Annotated in this window: 15 protein-coding genes and 1 pseudogene; 8 read left to right on the top strand and 8 right to left on the bottom strand. The window is 70.4% G+C overall.

Annotated features, from left to right (window positions below):
- Window positions 1-1,081: helix-turn-helix transcriptional regulator (locus J7E93_RS29210; protein ID WP_215073006.1), on the top strand; the 1,081-nt coding region annotated here is incomplete at its 5' end.
- A 61-nt stretch (window positions 1,082-1,142) separates the two neighbouring features.
- Here the strand turns inward: J7E93_RS29210 and J7E93_RS29215 are convergent.
- Window positions 1,143-1,973: a DUF1206 domain-containing protein gene (locus J7E93_RS29215; protein ID WP_215073007.1), complete on the bottom strand. Its 831-nt coding sequence runs from the start codon at window positions 1,971-1,973 to the stop codon at window positions 1,143-1,145.
- 155 nt (window positions 1,974-2,128) lie between these two features.
- On the opposite strand from J7E93_RS29215, the gene J7E93_RS29220 reads away from it, so the two are divergent.
- Entirely contained in the window at window positions 2,129-2,560 is a 432-nt protein-coding gene (locus J7E93_RS29220) for an ATP-binding protein (RefSeq protein WP_215073008.1), read from the top strand.
- Between the two features lie 144 nt (window positions 2,561-2,704).
- The gene (locus tag J7E93_RS29225; RefSeq protein WP_215073009.1) at window positions 2,705-4,204 is read left to right on the top strand and encodes a bifunctional phosphatase PAP2/diacylglycerol kinase family protein; all 1,500 of its coding nucleotides are present in this window, start codon (window positions 2,705-2,707) and stop codon (window positions 4,202-4,204) included.
- Window positions 4,205-4,522: 318 nt separating this feature from the next.
- Here the strand turns inward: J7E93_RS29225 and J7E93_RS29230 are convergent, their stop codons facing one another.
- The 4 genes from J7E93_RS29230 to J7E93_RS29245 all read right to left on the bottom strand — a co-directional run bounded on the left by J7E93_RS29230 (window position 4,523) and on the right by J7E93_RS29245 (window position 6,993).
- A complete protein-coding gene (locus J7E93_RS29230) occupies window positions 4,523-4,972 on the bottom strand; it encodes a MerR family transcriptional regulator (protein ID WP_215073010.1) in 450 nt (149 codons plus the stop codon).
- Window positions 4,969-5,307: a hypothetical protein gene (locus J7E93_RS29235; RefSeq protein ID WP_215073011.1), complete on the bottom strand. Its 339-nt coding sequence runs from the start codon at window positions 5,305-5,307 to the stop codon at window positions 4,969-4,971. The genes J7E93_RS29230 and J7E93_RS29235 overlap by 4 nt, the downstream gene beginning before the upstream one ends.
- 123 nt (window positions 5,308-5,430) lie before the next feature.
- Window positions 5,431-6,381 (bottom strand): aldo/keto reductase, encoded by a 951-nt coding sequence (locus J7E93_RS29240; RefSeq protein WP_308368829.1) that lies wholly within the window; start codon window positions 6,379-6,381, stop codon window positions 5,431-5,433.
- A 45-nt stretch (window positions 6,382-6,426) separates the two neighbouring features.
- Complete coding sequence (locus J7E93_RS29245) at window positions 6,427-6,993, bottom strand: DUF6328 family protein (RefSeq protein ID WP_251067261.1); 567 nt, start codon at window positions 6,991-6,993, stop codon at window positions 6,427-6,429.
- 247 nt (window positions 6,994-7,240) lie between these two features.
- On the opposite strand from J7E93_RS29245, the gene J7E93_RS29250 reads away from it, so the two are divergent.
- Together J7E93_RS29250 and J7E93_RS37510 are read left to right on the top strand one after the other, a co-directional pair.
- Window positions 7,241-8,038: a metallophosphoesterase gene (locus J7E93_RS29250; protein ID WP_215073012.1), complete on the top strand. Its 798-nt coding sequence runs from the start codon at window positions 7,241-7,243 to the stop codon at window positions 8,036-8,038.
- Window positions 8,038-8,335 (top strand): annotated as a pseudogene (locus J7E93_RS37510) (hypothetical protein). The gene J7E93_RS29250 and the pseudogene J7E93_RS37510 overlap by 1 nt, the downstream one beginning before the upstream one ends.
- A 19-nt stretch (window positions 8,336-8,354) precedes the next feature.
- Here J7E93_RS37510 and J7E93_RS29260 read toward each other — a convergent pair.
- On the bottom strand, window positions 8,355-9,071 hold the full coding sequence (locus J7E93_RS29260) for a TetR/AcrR family transcriptional regulator (protein ID WP_215073014.1): 717 nt from the start codon (window positions 9,069-9,071) through the stop codon (window positions 8,355-8,357).
- Window positions 9,072-9,300: 229 nt separating this feature from the next.
- Between J7E93_RS29260 and J7E93_RS29265 the strand changes: the two genes are divergently transcribed.
- The 3 genes from J7E93_RS29265 to J7E93_RS29275 all read left to right on the top strand — a co-directional run bounded on the left by J7E93_RS29265 (window position 9,301) and on the right by J7E93_RS29275 (window position 12,879).
- Window positions 9,301-10,818 (top strand): APC family permease, encoded by a 1,518-nt coding sequence (locus J7E93_RS29265; protein ID WP_215073015.1) that lies wholly within the window; start codon window positions 9,301-9,303, stop codon window positions 10,816-10,818.
- Window positions 10,819-10,935: 117 nt separating this feature from the next.
- Window positions 10,936-12,567, top strand: a complete 1,632-nt coding sequence (locus J7E93_RS29270) for an amidohydrolase (protein WP_215073016.1) — start codon at window positions 10,936-10,938, stop codon at window positions 12,565-12,567.
- A 93-nt stretch (window positions 12,568-12,660) separates the two neighbouring features.
- A complete protein-coding gene (locus tag J7E93_RS29275) occupies window positions 12,661-12,879 on the top strand; it encodes a DUF6296 family protein (protein WP_215073017.1) in 219 nt (72 codons plus the stop codon).
- Window positions 12,880-13,157: 278 nt separating this feature from the next.
- Here the strand turns inward: J7E93_RS29275 and J7E93_RS29280 are convergent, their stop codons facing one another.
- Window positions 13,158-13,592: a hypothetical protein gene (locus J7E93_RS29280; protein WP_215073018.1), complete on the bottom strand. Its 435-nt coding sequence runs from the start codon at window positions 13,590-13,592 to the stop codon at window positions 13,158-13,160.
- A 151-nt stretch (window positions 13,593-13,743) separates the two neighbouring features.
- A complete protein-coding gene (locus J7E93_RS29285) occupies window positions 13,744-22,338 on the bottom strand; it encodes a LamG-like jellyroll fold domain-containing protein (RefSeq protein ID WP_251067262.1) in 8,595 nt (2,864 codons plus the stop codon).
- Between the last annotated feature and the right edge of the window lie 37 nt (window positions 22,339-22,375).

The raw sequence follows: 22,375 nt of genomic DNA on the forward strand, positions 1-22,375 counted from the left end.
CTCGGCGGCACTCGTGCTCGGCGACACGGCCGCGGCGGCGCGCGTCCACGCCCGCGCTCTGGCCCGCGTCCGCGCGGAGGGCCGTACGGCGCTGCTGCCCCGGGTGCTGGAGCATCTCGCGTACGCCGAACTGCGGGCCGGACGCCACGGTCGGGCCGGGGCGCACGCCCACGAGGGGGTGCGGGTGGCGGAGCTCACCGGCCAGCACAATGTGGCGGCCCATCAGCACGCCGTCCTCGCCCTGGTCGCCTCGGTCGTGGGAGACACGGAGTCCGTGGAGAGGCACGCGCGTCGGGCGCTCACGGTCGCGCGTGCGCACGGACTGGCCCAGGCGGCCACGCTCGCCGAGTGGGCGCTCGCCCGGGCGGAGCTCGGCCGTGGCCTCGCCGTCCAGGCCGCAGCGCGGCTCGCCCCTCTCGTACGGCCCGGCCCGCGCGGCGGACATTTCGCGCTCCGCATGCTGGCCGTGCCGTGCTTCGTCGAGGCGGCTCACGCGGCCGGCCGGTCGGCCGAAGCCCGGGCGGCCAGCGAGGAGTTCGCCGTATGGGCGTCGCAGGGCATGGATCCGCAGGCGCCGGCTCAGCTGGCCCGCTGCCGGGCGCTGCTCAAGGAGCCGGAGGAATCGGCGCACTGGTACGGCGAGGCCATGAGGCGTCATGAGGAGTCCGGCAACGATTTCGAGCGTGCCAGAACGCTGCTCGCGTACGGCAAATGGCTGCGTCGGCGCAGGCGCCCGCGGGAGGCTCGGGTCCGGCTGAGCGATGCGCTCGTCACGTTCGAGCGGGCCTCGGCGGACACCTGGGCCGCGGAGGCCCGGGCGGAACTGCGCGCCACCGGCGGGGCGGCGGGGAAGCCGCGTGCCTCCGCGGCGCCGGACGACCTGACGCCCCAGCAGCAGCGCATCGCGGCACTCGCCGCCGAGGGCGCGACCAATCGCGAGATCGCCGACCGGCTGTCCATCAGTCCCCGTACGGTCGACCACCATCTGCGGAACGTCTTCGCCAGGCTGGGGGTCCGTTCACGCGTCGAGCTGTCGGGCGTCATGGTTCGTGCCGCCGGGCGTTCGTCGGACGCGCCGTGAGACGTACGCCCCCGGTTGGCCGGAGCGGACCGCCTGAGGCGGGTTCGGCCGGCGTCGAGTGTCAGACCTTGCGCCATCTGGCGAGTCCGAAGGAGTACGCCCCGAACAACAGGAGTCCGGCCGCCACGGCGATCAGGAGCCACCGGCCCGCGGGGGCCTGCGCGAACGAACGGATCGCGTCGTCCATGCCCTTGGCCTCGGCCGGGTCGAACTGGACCGCGGCCTTGAGGGCGAAGAAGCCGACCGCGGCGAGGACGAGGCCGCGGGAGACGCCTCCGGCGACTCCGGTGACGTCCATGAAGAGACGCTGACTCCGCGACATCCGGGCCCGCTTCAGGTGCTTGCGGAACTTCCGCAGGGCTGCGCGCCCCGCGATCCACAGGCCCGCCACGAGGATGCCGACCGCTGCCGCGCCGACCCACCACTGTCCGCCCGGCAGTCCGAGCAGGCGGCCGGTGACGTCCTGGCTCTGCCGGTCGCTCGACCCCGCCCCGCTTCCCCTGGCGCCCGCCGCGAAGGACAGCACGAGGAAGGACACGAAGGCGTAGAAGACGAACCGGACGCCGGACAGCGCGCGCTTGCCCGCGCTGTCACCGTCCGGGCCGGCGGCGCCGAACACGGCCTCCGTCAGCCGCCAGAGCGCCATGCCGGCGAGCCCCACGCCGAGGGCCCACAGGAGGACGGCGCCGAAAGGCGTGGCGGCGACCTCGGTCAGGGCCCCGCCCCGGTCGGCCTGCTCGTGCGCGCCCGTCACGCCGATGCGGACGGCGAGCACGCCGACGAACAGGTACAGCACTCCCCGCGCCACGAAGCCGGCGCGGGCGCCTGCCCGCACCGCGTCGCCACGGGCCGCTCTTCTCGCCACCGCTGTGGGTGACCCAGCTCCGCTCATGTCTGGTCCCTCCCCTCGGGCCGGACTCTCCGGGTGCCCCGTCCCCGCCGGTCACAACCCTCTCGTCGACGGGCCGGATACGCAGCGTGTCCGCCGGGCGACCGGGGGAAGGCGAGCAGAGAGCACATCATCTGATATCGGGAGAAAGGGAAATCATGATGCAGCCTCGGGGTGACGCCTGGTCGTCCCGCACACCGACGCGTACCGCCCCCGTTTCTTCTACCGCCCACGGCCGGACCGAGTGGACGTCCGCCCGGGCCCGGGAAGCCACCCGGCGACGGCTGGCGGGCATCCGGCCGGTGGATCCCTCCCAGGTGGACGACGTGATGCTGGTCGTGTCCGAGTTGGTGACCAACGCGCAGAGGCACGGCGGCGGTGTCACCGGCTTCGGCCTGGACCTGGCGCGGGACGCCGCGACGGTGGTCGTCAGCGACGCCAGCAGCGACCCTCCGGATCTCCGCCGTCGCGAGGAACTGGTCCCCGGCGGCTTCGGATGGCCCATCGTGCTGCACCTGTGCCGGGAGGTGGCCGTGTCGGTCCGGCCCGAGGGGAAGACGATCCGTGCGGTCGTACCGCTCGATCAGTGACCGCGGCGGGCCCCTTCCGCCACGGCCGCGAACCGGACCGGGCGCAGGACGCGGCCGGGTCCACGTGTCGTTCCGGCCGATCCGGGTACGTTGGCGCTGGCCGGGCGAGTGTTCGGGCTCCGGCGTCGAGGACGAGGAGATGTGATGGGCCAGGCCGCGAGAGGACGCGTACGGAAGACGTTCGGAGCGTGGGACCGCACGGTCTTCGGACACGTCGCGGGACGGTCGTGGCCCGGTGCGGAACCGATCCTTCCGCGGCTCAGCCGCAGCGCCGACCACGGCCTCCTGTGGTTCGGGATCGCCGCCGGTCTGTGGGCGCTCGGCGGACCGAAGGGGCGGCGCGCCGCGGTACGCGGCGTGACCTCCCTCGCCCTGGCGTCGGTCACCGTCAACACGCTGGCCAAGAGCGCCGTGCGCCGGGATCGTCCGCTGATCGACACCGTCCCCCTCGTCCGCAGGCTGCCGCACCAGCCGTTCACGACGTCCTTCCCCTCCGGCCACTCCGCCTCCGCCGCGGCGTTCACGGCGGGCGTGGCGCTGGAGTCGGGCGGTTGGGGGGCGGCGGTCCTTCCCGTGGCCGCCTCCGTCGCCTTCTCCCGCGTCTACACCGGCGTCCACTACCCGAGCGACGTCCTCGTGGGCGCCGGTCTCGGAGTGGGCGCCGCGTACGCCGTCCGCGGCCTGGCGCCGACACGGGCGCTGGTCGCGACCCCCGCCCGGCCACGCGTGGAGGTGCCGGCCCGGCCCGACGGCGACGGCCTCGTCGTCGTGGTCAACCCGTCGTCCGGCGCGCAGTCGCAGCTCATGGATCCGGTACGGCAGTTGCGCACGCTGCTGCCCAGGGCCGACGTCGTCCTGTACGAGGAGGAGGCCGGTCCGCTGCCGGAGGTGCTGGAGAAGGTCGCGGCCGAGGTGGCCGGCCACGGCGGGGTCCTGGGCGTCTGCGGCGGTGACGGAACCGTGAACGCGGCGGTGGCCCCCGCTCTGCGGCACGGGGTGCCGCTCCTGGTCGTTCCCGGTGGGACGTTCAACCACTTCTCGGTGGACCTGGGCATGGACACGGTCGCCGAGGCCTGTGGGGCGCTGGCCGAGGGACACGCGGTGCGGACCGACGTCGGCCGGATCACCAGCGGGACGGACGGGGAACAGGCGTACTTCCTGAACACCTTCAGTCTTGGCGTCTACCCGGAGCTCGTACGGCTCCGGGAACGCTGGTCGCCCCGCGTCGGCGGCCCCCTCGCCTCCCTGCTGGGCGTGGCGCACGTCCTGCGGACGTCGCGGCCGCTGCGGGCCGAGGTGAACGGCAGGCGAGCGTCCATGTGGCTGCTGTTCGCCGGCAACGGCGCCTACCGCAGCGTGGGGCTCGCTCCGCTGCGGCGCCACGACCTGGCGGACGGGATGCTGGACGTACGGATCGCGCACGGCGGCCGTTTCGCCCGGACGCGCCTGCTCGCCACGGCGCTGGCCGGAGGGCTGGCCAGGACCCGCCTCTACGCGGCCGCCCGTCCGACCTCCCTGCGGGTGACTGGTCTGCCCGAGGACGCCCACATGGCGTACGACGGCGAGGTGGTCCCGGCCCCCCGGTCACTGCGGCTGGACAAGCTGCCCGAGGCCCTGACCGTCTACCGCCCCCTCACGGACTGAGCCCCGCCCGCCCGGGCCAGGGCGTGTCTTTCGGATCTTGCCGGGCTCGCACGACAGGGCGCGGGCAAAGGGTGAGACCTGTCCGCTGCCGTACGCGGTGAACGCCTGGCAGGATGCGTGCAGTCGTGCGGCCCGGCCGGTCCGGCGTGCACAGGGCGCCCTCCTCGGCCCGGTCCTGCACGGCGACAGCGCGTATGTGGCGCAGAACCGTACTCTCTCCGCGCTGGACGCGGCGGGGCCGCGGTGGGAGTCGTGAGTCACCGCCCGCGGTGCTGCCGTTCACCGGCCCCGAGCACCTACGGCACGCGGGGGCCGACCTCAGCAGCAGGGATCGGCATGGCGGCTCTCGCCGGCGAGGTCCGCGAAGGGAATGGGGCAGCGGGCGCTGGAAACGCAGACGGTCAGGTCGTCGCAGCCGGCGTCGACAGCGGCGGTCAGGGCGGTGCGGATGGTGGTCAGGTCGGCGATCCTCGCGTCGACTTCGGCGAGCTTGACCGCGGCCCGCTCCTGGAGACCCGCCACGGGGCGGCCGTGCCGGTGGCGGCCGGCCTCCAGGAGCTCGGCGACCTCCGCCAGCGTGAACCCCAGCCGCTGGGCGGCCTTGATCACCCGCAGCGTGGTGACCGCGTCCTCGCGGTAGAGGCGGTGGCCGCCGGGGCTGCGGTCGGGTTCGGCGAGCAGGCCGCGCCGCTCGTAGTAGCGCAGGGTCTGCAGGGTCACCCCCGCCGCGTCCGCGACCTCGCCGCTGCGCAGAGTGCTGCCGCTCACGGTAGGTTCCGTCCGGCGGCGGCCGTGGTCGCCCGCTCGTGCAGGGCGGCGAGTACGGCCTCGTGCGCAGCGTCGACCTCGACGTCGAGACGGACCTGCCCGGGGCCGGGGGTGACGGTGAAGGTGAAGAACGAGCAGCAGCCGCTCTCGCGAGCCACCAGGTCGCGCACCCTGCCCTCCACGCCCGGCCCGCCGGTGAACGCCATCTCCAGCCTCAGCCGGTCCGGCCGGGACGAGCCGGCCAGCCGCTCGGCGAACAGCGCGTCGAACTCCGCGACCCGCAGCGGCCGCTCGGGGGTGGGCAGCGTGCAAGAAGCCGGTACCCAGGTCGTCATCGTGACCACTCCCGTCGTCAGGCCCTCGCCCGGTACGAGCGGGGACACCTCCGAAGGTAAACCTGTACCTGGCTACCGGTTGCAAGCCTGACACCGCCGCGGCCGGCGCCGACAAGGCGTTCTTCAGGGGAGGGCGACGCCGCGGGCCGTCACCCACAGCTCGTACCACTCCTCGTGGCTCAGGTCGGGTTCGCCGAGTGCCGCGTCGCGGCAGGCGCGGATACGTGCGGGGTTCGACGTGCCGATCACCGGGACCACGCGAGCCGGGTGGCGGCGCAGCCACCAGAGCACGATCGTCTCCGGGGTGGTGCCCTTCGCCTGCGCGAGCGAGGCGACGAGCGCGGCGGTCGCCCTGTCCTGCGGGGTCTTCGGCAGCCCGGTGTAGCGCCCCTGCGCCAGCGAGCCCCACGCCTGGAGCGAGATCCCGTGGGCCAGGCAGTGCTCGACGGTTCCGGCGGGGAAGCCGTTGGCGGCCGACTCCGGGGTGTTGACGAGGACGGCGTCCTCGAGCCAGGCGCGCCGGTACAGGCTCATCTCCAGCTGGTTGGCCACGAGCGGGAGCTCGGTGTGGGCCTGGAGCCGGGCGATCTGGGCGGCGTTCATATTGGAGACGCCGAAACGGCGGACGAGCCCCTGGCGGTGGAGCGACGTCAGGGCCGCGCCGAGGTCGGCCGGGTCGGCGAGCGGATCCGGGCGGTGCAGGAGGAGTACGTCCAGGACGTCGGTGCGCAGCCGGGTCAGGCTCTCCTCGACCTTCCGTACGACCGTGTCGCCGCGCAGGTCGTAGAGACCGGGCCGGTCGCCTTCGGCGAGCCGGATGCCGCACTTGGTCTGCAGGGTGATCCGTTCGCGCAGTCCGGCCGAGCGGGCGAGGATCTCGCCGAAGACCGCCTCCGACTTTCCGTGCCGGTAGATGTCGGCGTGGTCGAAGGCGGTGATGCCGCTGTCGAGGGCCGCCTCGACGGCCGCCTCCGCCGCGTCGACGTCGGCCGCCGTGTAGGGGCTCGTGTCCCATGCGCCGCCGAGGCCCATGCAGCCGAAGACGAGGCGGTCGGGCTTCTCACTCGTGCTCACGCGCCCCACCTTCGCACACGCCCGCCGAGCGGCCGGGCGCGGGCGTCAGTCGCCGCTGGTGTAGCGGTACCGGACCCAGAGGGGCAGGGCGAACCAGCAGATGAGGTACCAGGCGAGGACCGCGGAGACCAGCCAGGGCACATAGGTGTCGTGCGTGGCCACGCGCAGGATGAGGAAAAGCGCCGACGTCAGGGTCGCCAGGAGCAGGACGATGCCGGTGAAGGTGAGCCGGGAGGCCCAGACGACGGCCTGGGGTTTGATCCGCCGTCCCGAGACGATCCGGTGGAAGGCCACCGGGCCGATGAGCGCGCCCGTGGCGAGGGAGCCGAGGACGACGGTGATGATGTAGATCGTCTTGTCGGTCTGTTCCAGCCCTTGGAAGTGGGGGGTGAACACCACCGTCAGGAGGAAGCCGAGGAGGATCTGGACGCCGGTCTGCGCCACCCGTATCTCCTGGATGAGTTCCTGCCAGCGCCGGTCGGCCCGCTCGTCCTCCGTCTCCCTCCGCCCGTCCCGCCGCGCGTCCGCTGCCTCGCCGGGGCCCTCATCGCCCCCGCTGCGGCCTCGGTCCAGGCCTCTGCCCGGCGTCGTTCCGGCCTCTCGTTCCGCCATGGGTTCCTCCTCCCGAAACACGGGGGGCCGGGGGGACGGGGAGGGCGGGCGTACCCGCGTCCCTCCCGGCCCCTCGTCCCTTCCAAGGTGCGCCACGAGGCACGGCTTCCCGCGCGCCGGACGGACACACCCCAAGGCACGGGGCGGAAGTCACCGACCGGCTCCGCGGACGGGCGCCGCCCCGGCGCGGCTACGCGGCGAGCGAACCATGCCCCCGCCGGTCCGGGCCCGGCCCACAGTGGGGACCATGCCGAACCGTGTAGCCGTCCTGTCCGACATCCACGCCGTCCTGCCCGCCCTGGAGGCGGTGCTCGACGAACCGGAGGTGCGCGCCGCGGACCGTATCGTCCTGACCGGGGACATCTCGGCCGGTCCCCAACCAGCCGAAGTCCTCGACCTGTTGACCGGTCTCGGCGAGCGCGTCATCTGGGTCGGCGGGAACGCCGACCGCGAACTCCTGGAGTACCGCCGCGGCCTTCGCGACACCATCCCGGACGTCATCGCCCCCTGGGCCGCCGAGCGGCTGCGCGCGGATCATCTCGACCTGCTCGCGCGCCTGCCCCGATCGGTCACCCTGCCGGTACGCGGCATGGGAGAGGTCCTGTTCTGTCACGCCACCCCTCGCGACGACGAGGAGGTCGTCCTGGTCGACTCCCGCCTCGAGCGCTGGCGCGAGGTGTTCGGCGGCCTCGACGACGAGATCCGTACGGTGGTCCTCGGGCACACTCATATGCCGTACGTCCGCCTCGCCGACGGCCGGCTCGTCGTCAACCCCGGCAGCGTCGGCATGCCCTACGGGCGGACGGGGGCCCATTGGGCGCTCCTGGGGCCCGGTGTCGAGCTGCGGACCACGCACTTCGACATCGAGGCAGCCATCGACCGCCTCACCCGGGACTCCCCGTACCCGGACATCGCCGAGTGGGCCGACTACTTCCTTCGCGCGCGGGCGACCGACGCCGACGCGCTCCAGGTCTTCGGTCCGCGCGACGGCCGCGCCGTCGCCCCGCCCCGGCCGGCCGACGGCGAAGACGACGGACTCGGATGATGACGTCATGGCTGCCCGGCGTCCTGCGGGCCCTCGACCGGTTCCACGCCCGCCACCCGTGGGACCACAACGCCCACTACCACCGGTGGATCCTGCGGCAGCTGCCCAGACGGTTCGGGACCGCCCTGGACGCCGGGTCGGGCAGCGGCGACCTGGCCGGCCTCGATGACGGCCGCGACCCGGCCGGCGACCATGTGCTTCGCCGACATCGTGCGAGAGGCCCGTCGCGTGCAGCCCGGCGCCCGCCTGCGCCGTCGTCTGTTCTGGCGTTACACGCTGGTGTCGCGGCGGAACTGAAGGGCGCTCGAGCAGCGCTTCAGCCGCCGGGCGTGGGGACGCGGGCGGCGATGGCGTCCAGCATCAGGTCCAGGGCGAAGTGGAAGTTGGCGTCGTCCTCCACGGACGCCAGATACGGCGCCGCCGCCGCGATGTGGGGATGGGTGGCGGCGGACACCGCCGCGTACACGCCGCTCCAGGCGGACTCGTCGCCGTGCCGTGCGCCCGGGTCGAGCGCGAGATACGTGGCCTCCATGCACGACCAGGCCAGCATGAAGTCGACAAGGGCGCGGTAGTGAAGTACCGCCTCGTCGGGCGGGAATCCGGCGTCGGACAGCGCGGCGAGGATCATCTCGATCACCCGCATCTCGGCCGGGCGCCGCGTGATGCGCACCGTGGCCAGGACGGCGGCTCGCGGGTGGGAGAGGTAGACCTTGCGGTTACGGGTGAAGAGCGTCCGCAGCGTCTCGCGCCAGTCACCGGACGGCTCGAACCCTTCGAGGCTCTCCTCGAGCAGGTGGTCCGCCACGGCGAGCAGCAGGTCGTCCTTGTTGCGGAAATGGCGGTAGAGGGCGGTGGGATCCGCGCCCAGCTGAGCGCCGATACGGCGGAACGTGAGGGAGTCGGCCCCCTCGGCGTCGAGCAGTTCGAGGCAGGCCTCCACGATCAGCCGGGGGCTGAGCGACGGCCGTGCACGGCCCGCGGCGCCCCCTTTCCCGCCGGCTGTCGCGGCCTGCTTCCCCGTACGTGACGCCACTGCGCACTCCCCTTCGCTCCGGTCGGCTCCATTGTGCCGTCAGACGCGTGCCGTCAGACGTGTGCCGTCAGACGCGCCGGATCCGCTCCGGCGTCGCGTCTCCTCGGCCCTTCCCGAGTCAACAATGTTGTCATCGCTGTTGACTCCATGGCGGGGATCCTGCCACGCTGCCGCCCGTCGCACCTCTCCGGCACATCGCGTCCGCCCTCCCAGGTCCCAGGAGAAGCCCATGACCGGTCACCCGCCGCCGCCCTCCCCCGGCTCCGTTCCCGCCCCGGCCGCAGCCCCCACCGCTCCCCCGGCCGCCGGCGCCGAGGCGCTGCCCAAGGTGCTCGGCGTCCTGGACGGGGTCGTGCTCTCCCTGTCGAACATCAGCCCCACCTTCAGCATCGGCGTCGGCCTGGGGATCATCGGCGCCTCGGTCGGCGTGGGCATTCCGGCCGCCTTTCTCCTGGGCCTGCTGCCGATCCTCGGCATCGCGCTCGCCTACACCCAGCTGAACCGGCGCGAGGCCAACTGCGGCACGGCGTACGTGTGGGTCGGCAGGGCGGTCGGGCCGATGCCGGGGTACCTGATCGGCTGGGTCACCGTCGTCACGCAGGTGCTGTTCCTGTCGTACGCCATCCCGCTGATGGGCCAGTACGCCCTCCTCGCGGTGGACGCGACGGGGCTGCACCGGGTGGCCGGCGTGCACCTCGCCGACGCCCCCGTCCTCGCGACGATGACGGCGGGCCTGGTTCTTGCCGCCGGGCTGACCGCGCTGGCGATTCTCGGGATCGAGGTCGCCGCTCGCTTCCAACTCGTCCTCATCGTCCTGGAGTTCGTGGTGCTCCTGGCGGTCTGCCTGTGGGCCGTCGTCGCCGGCGACGCGGCCCCCTTCGACCCGGCCTGGTTCTCCCCCACGGTCTTCTCCTCGCCCTCCGTGATGGCGATGGGCATCCTGCTGGCGGTGTTCATGTACTGGGGGTGGGAGACCGCTTTCTCGGTGACCGAGGAGAACGCCGATGCGCGCACCTCGGCGCGGGCCGGCATGTGGTCGCTCGCGGCGGTCGCGGGCCTGTTCCTCTTCGCTTCCGTCGCCTTCCAGCGCGCTCTGACCCCCGAGGAGCTGGTGAGCAACGGGGAGCGGGGCCTGCCCTATCTCGGGGAGCTGGCGGCCGGCCCCTTCGGACGCGCGGTGACCACCGTCGTCCTGCTGTGCTCCATCGTCGCGTGCGTGCAGTCCGTTCTGATCGGATCGGCGCGCCAGACTCTCGCGATGAGCCGGGACGGTGTGCTCGGCGCCGGCTGGGCTGCGCTGCATCCCCGGCGGCGCACGCCGCATCTGTCGACGCTGCGCATCGCCGCGCTGGCGGCGGCGCTGGCCCTGCTCTCGGCCGGCCTGGGCAGCCTGCAGGACATCATCGTCGGGGCGGTGACCTCCGTCGGCATCCTCATCTCGCTCTACTACGCCTTCGCCGCGCTGGCCTGCGCGATCACCTTCGCGCCGGAGGCACGGCGCGATCCGCGCATGCTCCTGGTCACGGTGCTGGTGCCGGTGGTGTGCGGGCTGGCCCTGCTCGGCCTCGGCTGCTACATGGTCTTCAGCCTGTGGACCTCCTCCGAGCACTTCGCCTTCGCGGCGGACAACGGCCGCTTCCTGACCCTCGTTCCGGTGGTCATCCTCGTCGGCGGCGTCCCGGCCGCCCTGTGGGCCAAGTACGGCCGCCGGGCCGCCTACTTCGACCGCGACCGGCGCACACCGTGAAACGCCCCTTCCAGCCCGCCCCGGCACCGACCGTCCCACCGCCGACCGGCCCACCACCCCTCCACCGACGACCCCACCCCTGTCCCGCCAGGACCACGCCCCCGAGGAGCAGCTCCGATGAACCCCGCAGACACCGTCTTCACCTCCGGCTCCGTGATCACCATGGACCCCTCGGACGCCGGCGCCACGGACCTGGCCGTGACCGGGGAGCGGATCACCGCGGTCGGTGGCGAGGAGGTGCGCGAACTGATCGGTCCCGGCACCGAGGTGGTCGACCTGGCGGGCCGGGCGCTGCTGCCCGGCTTCCAGGACGCGCACGTCCACTCCGTGTTCGGCGGTCTGGAACTGGGCGCCTGCGACCTGACCGGCACGACGGACCCGGCCGAGTACCGCAGGCGCATCGCGTCCTACGCCGCCGCCCATCCCGAACGGTCCTGGATCACCGGCGGCGGCTGGTCGATGGAGAGCTTCCCCGGCGGCCTGCCGACCCGGCAGATGCTCGACGCACTCGTACCCGACCGCCCCGTCCTGCTCGCCAACCGCGACCACCACGGCGCCTGGGTCAACACCCGGGCCCTGGAACTGGCGGGCGTGACCGCCGCGACCCCCGATCCGGCCGACGGGCGCATCGAGCGTGAAGCCGACGGCACCCCGTCGGGCATGCTCCAGGAGGGCGCGGTGGAACTCGTCGGGCGCGCCGCCCCGCGTCCCACCGAGGAGGATCTCGTCAACGGCCTGCTCCGCGCCCAGCGGCTGCTGCACTCGTACGGGATCACCGCCTGGCAGGACGCCCTGCTCGGCGAGTACGGCGGCCACCCCGACGTCTCCTCCGCGTACCTGGCGGCGGCCGAGCGCGGGCTGCTGACGGCCCGGGTCGTCGGCTCCCTCTGGTGGGACAGGGAGGCAGGCGCCGAGCAGATCCCGCAGCTGGTCGAGCGCCGCAAGGCGTTGCGGTCGGGACGGTTCCGGGCCGATACCGTCAAGATCATGCAGGACGGCATCGCCGAGAACGGCACCGCGGCCATGACCGCCCCTTACAAGGACGGGTGCGGCTGCGCGACCGCCAACAGCGGCCTCAGCTTCGTCGACCCCGAGGCGCTGCGCGGGTACGTCACGGCGCTCGACGCCCTCGACTTCCAGGTCCACTTCCACGCGCTGGGCGACCGGGCCGTCCGCGAGGCGCTCGACGCGGTCGAGGCCGCGCGCCACGCCAACGGCCCGCGCGGCAACCGCCACCACCTCGCCCACCTCCAGGTCGTCCACCCCGACGACGTACCGCGCTTCGCGCGCCTGGAAGCGGTCGCCAACCTGCAGCCGCTCTGGGCGGCCCATGAGCCCCAACTCGACGAACTGACCAGCCCGTTCCTGGGTGAGGGCCTCGCGGCACGGCAGTATCCCTTCGGCGACCTCCACCGCGCCGGGGCCCGACTGGCCGCGGGCAGCGACTGGCCCGTCAGTTCCGCGGACCCGCTGGAGGGCGTCCACGTCGCCGTGAACCGGATCGTTCCCGGCGGCGACCTGCCGTCCTTCCTCCCCCGCCAGCGGCTCGACCTGACGACCGCGCTCGCCGCCTACACCTCGGGTTCCGCCTATGTGAACGGCCTCGACGACACGGGCGTGCTGCGCCCCGGACACCTGGCGGATCTGGTCGTGCTCGACCGCGATCCGCACTCCGTTCCCCCGTCGGAGCTCGCGTCCCTGAGGGTCGAGGCCACCTACGTGGGCGGGCAGCGCGTCTTCGGCGCCTGAGCTCGGCTCCGAATGACCGGTTTCCGCCACTCGCCCGGGCACAATCTTCTGGCACATGCATAGCTCGGCCTTGGTTATCGGTATAAAAGCCGCATGGAAAGCGTCGAACGCTACGAGCTGACTTTTCCCGTGTCGGGTGACTCCATCGTGGTCTCCCGCACGGAACGCAAGGGTGCGGGCGGGCACCCCGTCTACGCCGACGAGACCGGCATCGTGCAGGCCGAGATCGACGAGCAGGGACATGTGCGCATGGTGGCCAGCGGTGGCCACCAGAGTCATGACGTACCCGCGCGGGCCGTCCCCCTGCCCTAAGGGCCGTCCCGTAATCCCTGGCGGGCGCACGACGACAGCTACGGCACCTCGCTACGTTGCCGGAACGCCCGAATACACCCAGTATGAGGACGTCCCTCCGCCTTGCGATGCACCGCATCTGACGCCGTGCGCTGATCCACCAGGGATGACGGGACAGCCCTTAGACAGTGCTGCACGGGCGAGATCGGCACCGGCCGAAACGCCGGAGAGCCCCGCCGAAGGATTTCGGCGGGGCTCTGCGCGGTCGGGCGCGCCCGGGTGTGCGAGGCGGCAGGGCTCTACGTCGCCGGCTCGGCCTTGAACGCGCATTCGTAGGCGTAGTCGGGGTCGCCGACCACCTGGTCGAGCACGACGTTCTCACCCTCCCCGCCGACCGGGAGCCGGTGGATCCTGTCCTTCAGGTCGAGAACGAGCTCCTGCGGACGGACGTTCTCGATGGCGCGAGAGAGCCGCCATGTGCCGTCTCCCGACACCAGTTGCGGCTCGGTCCCCGCCCCTTTGAACTCCACGGCGAAATCCTTGACCGTGAAGGAGTGGTCCCCCCTCACGTCCATGGTCGCCCCGCAGTCGCCGCGCCAGTGGCCGACCAGCTGCTCCTCGGTCACCTGAGGCGGAGGCGTGGGACCGGTGGAACCGAAGAAACCGCAAGCCGACGTGGTCAGCAGCGCGGCAATCGCACCAACGGCGCCGAACCCTCGGCTGCCGATACTCACACTGACACCTCTCGACGTTCTTCTTGATTCATCTCGTTCTTGGACACAGGCGGCTCCCGGTGCATTCCGGAGAGCCGCCCGCTGTTCACAGAGTCGTTTCGGCGCAAGGCGTGCGGTCGCGACTCAACCTACCGCACGCCAGTTCGCCCTCTTATCGAGGGGCCTTGGGATTGCGAATGCTGATGTTCTCGGTCCACGAAATGTCCTGAGTCTTCGTGGAGAACCTTCCCTTCGCATAGTCCTTGTTGAGCGGCCCCGCGATGTTCTTGTCCCACCACGGGCTGTAGCCGCCCAGGACAGGGTGGGTGTGCGTGGCCGAGTTGATGTCGCTCTCGTTGTGGACGCGGAACTTGACGGTCGCCTTCCCCGTCGCCTTGTTCACACCGACGACCCGGTACTCGAGGTTGTACGAGCCGAGGAACGCCGCGGAGGAATTCGTCGTGAAGTCGCGCTTCAGCTTCGACGCCGACGATCCTTCCGGGGTGCTCTTGCCCAGCTGGTGAGCGTGGCTCTCCCACTTTCCGCTGTACGAGCCGTCATTGATGTCGGCGGAGATCTTCTGCCGGGTGCTCTGCACGTGATAGTGCTTCTGCAGCTCCTGGGTGAACCTGTCGTCCCCGTCGAAGTCCCGGTGACTCGGTCCCGTACCCGCGACCCATTCGAATCCGAGGTCCCAGCCTGTCGGCTGACTCGGGGTTCCGAACAGCTCGGGGTGTTCCTTCCGCATCTTCGGCTCCATGGCGAGGACGCCGTCCGCAGCGTTGTCGAAGACGGCGTGGACACCGGCGATCCATGCCCTGGCTACGAGCTTGCCACCGACCTCCTTCACCCTGTCGACGGCCTTCTTCATACCCGCCGAGACGATCTTCTTGACGGCCCTCTTGATGCTCCTCGCCTTGTTGACGAAACTCTTCACCATCTTTCTGGCGGAGTTGATGGATCGGCGAACCTTGTTCTTGACGCGTTTGACGACCCTGACGACGGCTTTCCTGACGCGCTTGATGGTCCGCTTGACGTACCTCTTGATCCTCTTGACGCTGTCGCGCACGTACCGAACGGTCTTGCGGACCGTCCTCACTGTCTTCCGGATCGCCCTCTTGACCCCGCGCTTGATGCTGCCGGCCACCTTGCGAACGACCTTCGCGCCGCGCTTGACGAGAGACTTGGTCTTCTTCCAGCCCGACTTGACGGTCTTCTTGACCTTCTTCTTCACCTTCTTCCAGGCCTTGTCGACGAAGCTCGGCCAGTGACCGGTCGGGTCGGTGGTCGTCATCGGGTTGGCATCCGCGTACGCGTAGCGATTCGCGGTCACGGACGTCGGAAGCGGCGAAAGGCTCACCGTGTCCCGACTGTTGAACTGGCCGGTCTCCGGCGAGTACCAGCGCGCGGCCATGTTGACCTTGGCGGTCTCCGGGTCGGTCCAGCCCGACTGGTAGCCGAGGGCACCGAGCATTCCGGAGCTCTGGACGACCTTGCCGAACGGCGAGTACGTCGTCGAGCCGGACAGCGCCTCACCGGAGGCGGTGAACTGAGCCACCACGTCGTGGTGCAGGTCCGTGAGGGCGAGCACGGCGGACGCCGAGGTCTTCACTCCCACGAGAGAACCGTCGGCGTTGCGGCTGTAGGACGTCACACCGTCCGAGGCCACATCGTTGCCGAGACCGCTGTACTTGAACGAGTGGAGCGAAGCGCCCGTCTCGTCCTTGGACTCCAGCAGTCGGTCCGCTCCGTCGTACGCGTAGGTCCGCTTGCCCTCACTCATCACTCGGTTGAAGGCGTCGGCCTTGACCGCGGTGGTGAGGCCACTCTGATCGGTGGCCTGGCTCATCGTGCCCCGCGCCGTGTACAGGTACGTCGTGCGACCGTCACTCGTGAGCCGGTTGCGGGCGTCGTAGGTGTACGTGCTCGCCCCCACCCGGGTCCGGTTGCCGGACCCGTCGTAGCCGTAGGCCTCCGTCGTGGTCCCGTTGTTCCAGGAGGACAGGCGGTTGGCCCAGTCGTAGGTGTACGTGTTGGTGGACGCACCCGCGACACCGGTCGTCGTCTTCGACGTCTCGTTGCCGTTCTCGTCCCAGCCGTAGGTGGTCGAAGAGAGCACCTTGCCGGTGGGCGAGGTCAGCTTGTCGTTCGTCATTCTCTCCAGCGCGTCGTACGAGAAGTTCCGCTTGGACTTCCCCGCGCCGTACTCGATCTGCGTGACCTTGTTGGTGACGTCGTAGCTGTAGGTCATCGCGGAGCCGGTCGCCCCGTCGTTGACCGTCTTCAGCCGGCCGGCCGTGTCGTACCCGTAGGTGGACGTACCGGAGGCGTCGCTGCGCGAGGTGGCGAAGCCGTCACCGTTGTAGCTGAAGGACGAGGCACCCGACGGACCCGCCGTGGAGAGCAGCAGTCCGCGGTCATCGTAGGTGAACGTGTTCTTCTCGGTACCCGCACCCGCGACGGCCGTCAGACGGTCGTCGTTGTTGTACTCGTACGTGTGGTCGACCGTGGACGCCTCCGCGCCCGAGCCCGTCTGCCGGACGAGCCGGTTCTCCACGTCGTACTCGTTGGTGACGGTCACACCGCCGGGCGAGCGGTACTCCTTCGCACGCCCGGCCCCGTCGTACACCGTGGTGAAGGTGCGGTCGGCCAGGGCGGGGTGGGCCGGGGTGGACGGCTCGATCTCGGACTCGGGAAGCCCCCAGGTGTTGTAGGTGGTGAGGAACGGGTTGCCCCGGCCGTCGGTGAAGCGCGTGCGGTTGCCCGCCGCGTCGTAGCCGAACGTGGTCGTGATCGACTCGGTCGCCGAGACGGGCTGCACCGCCTTCGTGATCGCGCCGGACGCGTCCGTCGTGAGCGTGGTGGTGTGGCCCCGGAAGTCGGTCACCGAGGTCGCGTTGCCGGCCCGGTCGTAGGTGGAGCTCATGGTGCGCAGCACCGCGCCCGACGCGTCCAGGTCGCTGGTGGCGACGAGCTGGCCGAAGCCGTCGTACGTGTTCTTGGTGCTGGTGCCGTCGGCGTCCGTCGACGTGAGGACCTGGCCGTCCATGTCGTAGGTGAACCGGGTGGCGTTGCCGACGGCGTCGGTGACCTCGATGGTCTCGCCCACGGCGTTGTACTTGTACGACTCCGGAATACCCGTGGCGCTCAGGGTCCGCGCGAGCTCGCCGCCCGGAGCGGTGTACTCGTTGATCACCGTGTACGCGCGCTGCGTCGGCTGGCGGACGATGTCCGTGACGGTGAGCTGATTGCCCAGGTAGTCCCAGGTGCCCTCCTGGCGCGCGCCGTTCGGCCGGGTGGCCGAGAGCTGGTCGCCATTGGTGGAGTAGGTGTACGTCGTGACACCACCGTCGGGCTCGGTGACCGAGGCCAGGTCCCCGAGCTGCGTGTACGTGTACGTGGTGCGGTTGCCGAGCGTGTCGACCTCCGCCGAGAGCTGGCCGAGACGGTTGTACTCGTTCCAGGACGTGGCCTGGATCGTCGTACCGCCCTGGGGCGTGTAGTCCGGCAGTCTCGTCGAGGTCTCCTGGCCCTCGGCGTCGTACGCCATGACCGTCACGTTGCCGAGCGTGTCGGACGTCTCGGTCGTCTCACCGAAGGTGTTGTAACCGGTCATGGACACAGGACGGATGGAGACCGGGGTCCCGCCGTTCTGCTCCGCGTTGACGGCCGGCTCGGTGACGGAGGTCTGCTGGCCGGCCTCGTCGTAGCCGTAGTCGGTGACGTTGCCGTTCTCGTCGGTCGTCGAGAGGGCGAGGCCGCGCTGGTCCAGCTTCGAGGTGGTGGAGCGGACGGAGCTGCCCGCTGCCGGGAGCGTGCCGCCCTTGACCGCGGAGACCTGCGCCGCGGTCAGCGCCTCACCGTAGACCTGGATGTCGTCGAGGGCACCCTTGTGGTACTCGGCGTAGGCACCGCTCGCCTTGCGGCGGCCGATCTGCAGCGGGCCGGTCCCCTCCCAGGGAGAGGTGTACGCGGCCTCCTGGATCAGCGAACCGTTGACATAGAGACGGATCTTGCCCGCCGCCGCGTCGTAGACACCGGTCAGGTGGGTCCAGGTTCCGGCCGTCACCGCCGCGGTGCCGGACGAGACCCGGGTCAGGGTCGGACCGGCGGTGTCCGTGGCCGGACGGTTGAAGGTCCAGCCGTAGGTGGTGGAGTAGTACAGCTGGAAGGTGTTGCCGACCGTGCCGTCCTGAGCCAGGAAGGAGTGGTTCGCGGTCTTGTCGTCCAGCCGCACCCACGTCGCGACGGTGAAGCTGCCCGCGGTGTTCACGGCCGGCCCCGACGTCTGCGCGTAGGAGTTGGTGTCACCGTCGAAGACGGCGCTGCCGCTCCGGTCGGTGCTCCAGTGCATTCCGGTGCCGTGGGTACCGGTGTTGTTGCCGCCGGAGGAGTCGGCCAGGCCGTAGCCGGTCGTCTCGTCCAGCTTGTAGCGCGCCACCGGGGCCGTGGTGCCGTCGTGGACCGTCGTACCGGTCAGGTTGCCCAGGTTGTCGTACAGATTGTCCGACGTGCTGATGTCACCGGTCGCCGGGTCGGTCTCCGTCTCGGACACCACGTGGTCGTCCGGGTCGTAGGACACCTTCGTCGTCCGGGCCAGCCCGTTCGGGTCCAGGACCGAGCTGGTCATACGGTCGGCCGCGTCCACCGTGAAGGTCATACGCGTCTGGCCGTCGTTGGTGACCTGCTCGATCAGGTTGCCGGCCGCGTCGTAGGTGTTGGCCTGCTCCGTGAAGGACTTGCCGGACTGCGGGTCCTTGCGGGCCACGGTGGCCGACAGGCCGTCGTCGGTGTAGGTGTACGCCGTGACCCAGCCCATCGCGTCGGTGATCGACGCCAGGCGGCCCGCCGGGTCGTACGCCCGCGACTCCTGGACCAGGGTCGTCGGCGCCGACGGGTTGTTCGGGTCGCCGATGTAGTTCAGCAGACTGGTGCTGAGCAGACGCTTCTCGGCGTCGAAGACGGACCTGGTGACGTTGCCCGCGGCGTCGGTCTCCTTCGTCTCGTTGCCGTAGACGTCGTACTCGAACGAGGTGGTGTCGCCGCCCGGGTCCGTCCTGGTCGCCAGCTGGTTGAACGCGTCGTACGTCATCGACGTCGTGCGCGCCGCATCCCCGCCCGTCAGGTCGGCGACCGTCTGCGAGACGACATTGCCGTCCGCGTCGAACGCCGTGGTGGTGCCGGCGCGGTGGACGGCGCCCGTGACCCGGTTGGTGACCTGTGGCGCCGTCTCGGTGATGACCTGGTCGTTCTTGTCGTAGGTCTGGGACGTGACGAGACCGGCCGGATGGGCGTCGGATATCTCGGTCTTGGTGATCTGGCGACCGAGGTTGTCGTACGTGTACTTCACCTTGGCGCCGTTGGCGTCGGTGATCTCGGCGAGGTCACCGTTGGCGTAGTAGATGTGCGACGTCTTCTTGCCGCCGGCGGTGACGGTCTGGGCGACCAGACCGGCCGGCGCCTTCGCGGTGCCGCCCTCCGCCGCCACGGTGGCGGTGGTGGTGTACGTCGTCGATGCGGTCCGGCCATTGGGGTGGCCGGGCACCGGCGGCGTTGTCACCGACAGGAGGTTGCCCGCCGTGTCGTACGAGTACGACGTCAGGTAGGTGTTGTCCGTGGGGCCCGAGGAACGGCCGTCGCGCTCGGTGAGCACGAGATCGTTGCGCAGGTCCATCGGCGGCAACACAGTGGTCGCGTCCGGGAAGTACGTGAAGTACTCCGTGGAGCACTTGTTGGCCTTGGTGTCCTGGCAGGTGGTCTGGGAGACCGCGTTGCCCCGGACGTCGTGGCCGGTGATGGAACGGTTGCCGTTGGCGTCGGTCACGGTGTGCAGGAAGCCACCCGTGTCGTAGCCGTAGGTGGTCCGCTTGCCCTCGGTGTCGATCGCGGCAAGCAGACGGTTGCCCATCTCCGCGTCGTACACATAGGTCAGCGTCTTGTTGCTCGGATCGGTCAGCTTGACCGTACGCACCGGCGCGACACCGGAGGACGCCTTGTAGGCGGACCAGTGGGCCGCGACGTCGGCGTCGGTCAGGCCCTTGGCGTGGACCGCGACCTCGGCGATGGAGCCGGTGAAGTAGCTGACGTCGGAAGGTGAGCTGTACCAGCCCTTGGTGAAGCCCGCACCGACGAAGGTGCGGCTGGTGGACTGGTCGTTGGCCGCGCCGGTGTAGGTGCCCTGCTTGACACCGTCGACGTACAGGCTCTGCGTGGTACCGGCCGCGGACAGGACCGCGTGGTGCCACTTGTCGTCACTGACAACAGCCGTCGAGCCGAAGGCGGTCGTACCCGAGCCCGTGGCGCTCCACCAGTGACCGCGCAGCTTTCCGTCCGCCGCGACATACAGCAGCGGCGAGTAGCTGCCGGTGACTCCACCGGCGTTGTTCGGAGCGACGCTCTGGTCGCTCATGAGCACGCCGGGCTCGGCGGTCTTGAACCACAGCTCGACCGACCGGTCGGCCTTGGCGTGCAGCGGACCGTAGGGGATCTCCACGAAGGAGCTGGACCCGTCGAACGTCGCCGCGGTCACGTCATCCGCGCCGAAGGGACCCTCCGTGCCCTGGATGACGTTGTTGTACGTACCGAAACCGGTGTTGACCTGGTTCGCGGCCTGCGCCGCAGCCTGGGTGTCGTCCAGACGCCAGTAACCGGCCGGCGCGCTGCCCATCACCGCCGAGCGGTAGACCTGCGAGGAGCCGGTGATCGTGGCCGGGTTGAGCTTCCACGTACCGCCGTTGCCGTCGGTGGCCTGCAGGACCAGGTCGTCGGTGGTGCCGTAGACGACCGAGGCCTGCGTCTTGCCGTTCGGAGTGGTGATCGTCTTCAGCAGACCCGCGGACCGCTTCGCGGCCTGGTACTGCGCGGAGATCACATCCTGGGCGAGCGGCTCGGAGAAGATGGCCACCTCGGCCATCTGACCCGTGAAGTGCCCCAGCTGGTCGTTGGGGTTCATCGACGGCCAGCCGTCGGTGTTCACACCCGCACCCAGGCTGATGTAGGGCTGCACCCAGTCATTGATCGTGCCCGCCAGGGAACCCTGCGAGACACCGTCCAGGTACAGGGTCTGGGTGTTCGCCATACCCGTCAGGACCGCGTTGTGCCACTGACCGTCCGTGACGGTCGCAGCCGACGTGATCGTCGACATACAGCCCGGCGACATCGCCAGACAACCCCGCAGCTTGCCGTCCATACCGACATACACCGCAGGAGTGTTCTTCGTCGTGTTCGCGACCGGGTTCGGGTCGCTCAGCGGCTTGTCACCGTAGTAGAACAGCACACCGCCGGCCGTGGTCGTCTTGAACCACAGCGACACCGACGTGTACGACGGCGTCGCACCCGGCGCACTCGGCATCTCCACATACGACGTGGTGCCGTTGAACGTCGCCGTCTTCTGCGTGGAGCCGGCCAGCACCGAAGCACTGCCCAGCGTCACGTTCTTGAACGTGCCGTTGTACTGACCCTGGTTCGCGTCGATCGCATCCGCCGCCACCGTCCCCGACGTCTCACCGAGGCGCCAGTAGGCGAACGGGTCGGCGTCCAGGACGGTGGTGCGGTAGTGGTTGCCGGTGGCGTACGTGTACGTCGTGCACTTCGTCCAGTCCGCCGGCGGACACACCTTCGTCAGCTGATCACCGGTGTAGCCGTACTGCCACGTCTGCGCCGTGGCCGCATCGCCCACGGTCGACGGGTCGGTCGCCACCGTCTGGACATGCCAGGTCGTGGCGCCGGTCGGCTGCGACCAGGCGAGGGTGAGAGACCTCTTCGAGGTCTCGTTGGTGATCTTCGTCAGCCGCTTGTTCGTGTCGTACGTGAACGACTCGGTACGACCGGCGAAATCCTTGATCGTCTTGATCGCGTACGTACCGGCCTTCGCGGTGGCCTGCGTGAGGCCGTACTCCGTGAAGTCCTTGTCCGTCAGCAGATACCCCACCACCGGAGAAACCGCCGGCGCCAGACGCGCGTAGCGGCCCAGCGGCGGCACGAACGTACCGTCGGTGTTACGGCCGAACGCGACCTGCTCACCACCCGGGTAGGTGATGACCACACTCGTGACCGTACCCGCGCCGTCCTTGACCTCCGTCGCCTTCATGTCGGCGATCGTCGACCAACCCGCACCGAAAGCACCGTCGATCCGCGGGTCGAGACTGTTGTAGGAGCGGTCGATCTCCAGAGACGGACCGACCACCTCCACGTCCGCGTCGGTGTCCTCGGTGGTGTAGTTGCCGTCCGACGGGTCGAACTCGTGGCCGTCGGTGTTCATCGACAGACCCGAGGTCACCGGCGGCTGCGGCACAGCGGTCGTGAAGCGGCTGGAATCGACCACCTCTTCAGCACCATCGCTGACACCTACGTACCAGACGTAGTTCTTGCTCCACTTCAGTTTTCCGGCTGGAATCTTCCAGTTGGGCTTCGTCACCGCGCCGGACGCGACGACCGGAGTCGTGCTCGTGCTCGCGGCGTCGTAGACCTCGAAGGTGTACGACAGCGCGCTCGGACCCTTGTCGGCGTCGCTCGCGTAGACGAGCAGCTCCGGCTGGAGGGTGTTGGCCTGGAAGTTCTCCGACGGGTACTGGGCATTGACCTGCGGCGCCGTGCCGGTCGTATAGGTCAGGTCCAGGGCCGGGCGGAAGCCGGCGGTCGCCGAGTTGTCCGAGTGGAACTTCTTCCAGTGCAGCGCGTCGTTGGTCGGCGCGGTCATCGCGAGACCGTAGTTGGCGGCTCCGCCGGCGACCTGGTTGAACCAGGTGGTCGACAGCGAGACCGGCATCTTCACACCGACGCTCGCCGAGTTGCCCGTGTTGGAG

It is taken from the genome of Streptomyces sp. ISL-36 (genome assembly GCF_018614205.1).
In the GTDB taxonomy this organism is placed as follows: domain Bacteria; phylum Actinomycetota; class Actinomycetes; order Streptomycetales; family Streptomycetaceae; genus Streptomyces.

Bases quoted from the DNA above. Each gene is read 5' to 3' on its own strand.
- J7E93_RS29285 (WP_251067262.1), bottom strand. From the start codon at position 22,338: ATGCCGGTCTCGCTGTCGACCACCTGGTTCAACCAGGTCGCCGGCGGA.
- J7E93_RS29275 (WP_215073017.1), top strand. From the start codon at position 12,661: ATGGAAAGCGTCGAACGCTACGAGCTGACTTTTCCCGTGTCGGGTGAC.
- J7E93_RS29215 (WP_215073007.1), bottom strand. From the start codon at position 1,973: ATGAGCGGAGCTGGGTCACCCACAGCGGTGGCGAGAAGAGCGGCCCGT.
- J7E93_RS29265 (WP_215073015.1), top strand. From the start codon at position 9,301: ATGACCGGTCACCCGCCGCCGCCCTCCCCCGGCTCCGTTCCCGCCCCG.
- J7E93_RS29270 (WP_215073016.1), top strand. From the start codon at position 10,936: ATGAACCCCGCAGACACCGTCTTCACCTCCGGCTCCGTGATCACCATG.
- J7E93_RS29225 (WP_215073009.1), top strand. From the start codon at position 2,705: ATGGGCCAGGCCGCGAGAGGACGCGTACGGAAGACGTTCGGAGCGTGG.
- J7E93_RS29220 (WP_215073008.1), top strand. From the start codon at position 2,129: ATGATGCAGCCTCGGGGTGACGCCTGGTCGTCCCGCACACCGACGCGT.
- J7E93_RS29235 (WP_215073011.1), bottom strand. From the start codon at position 5,307: ATGACGACCTGGGTACCGGCTTCTTGCACGCTGCCCACCCCCGAGCGG.
- J7E93_RS29245 (WP_251067261.1), bottom strand. From the start codon at position 6,993: ATGGCGGAACGAGAGGCCGGAACGACGCCGGGCAGAGGCCTGGACCGA.
- J7E93_RS29250 (WP_215073012.1), top strand. From the start codon at position 7,241: ATGCCGAACCGTGTAGCCGTCCTGTCCGACATCCACGCCGTCCTGCCC.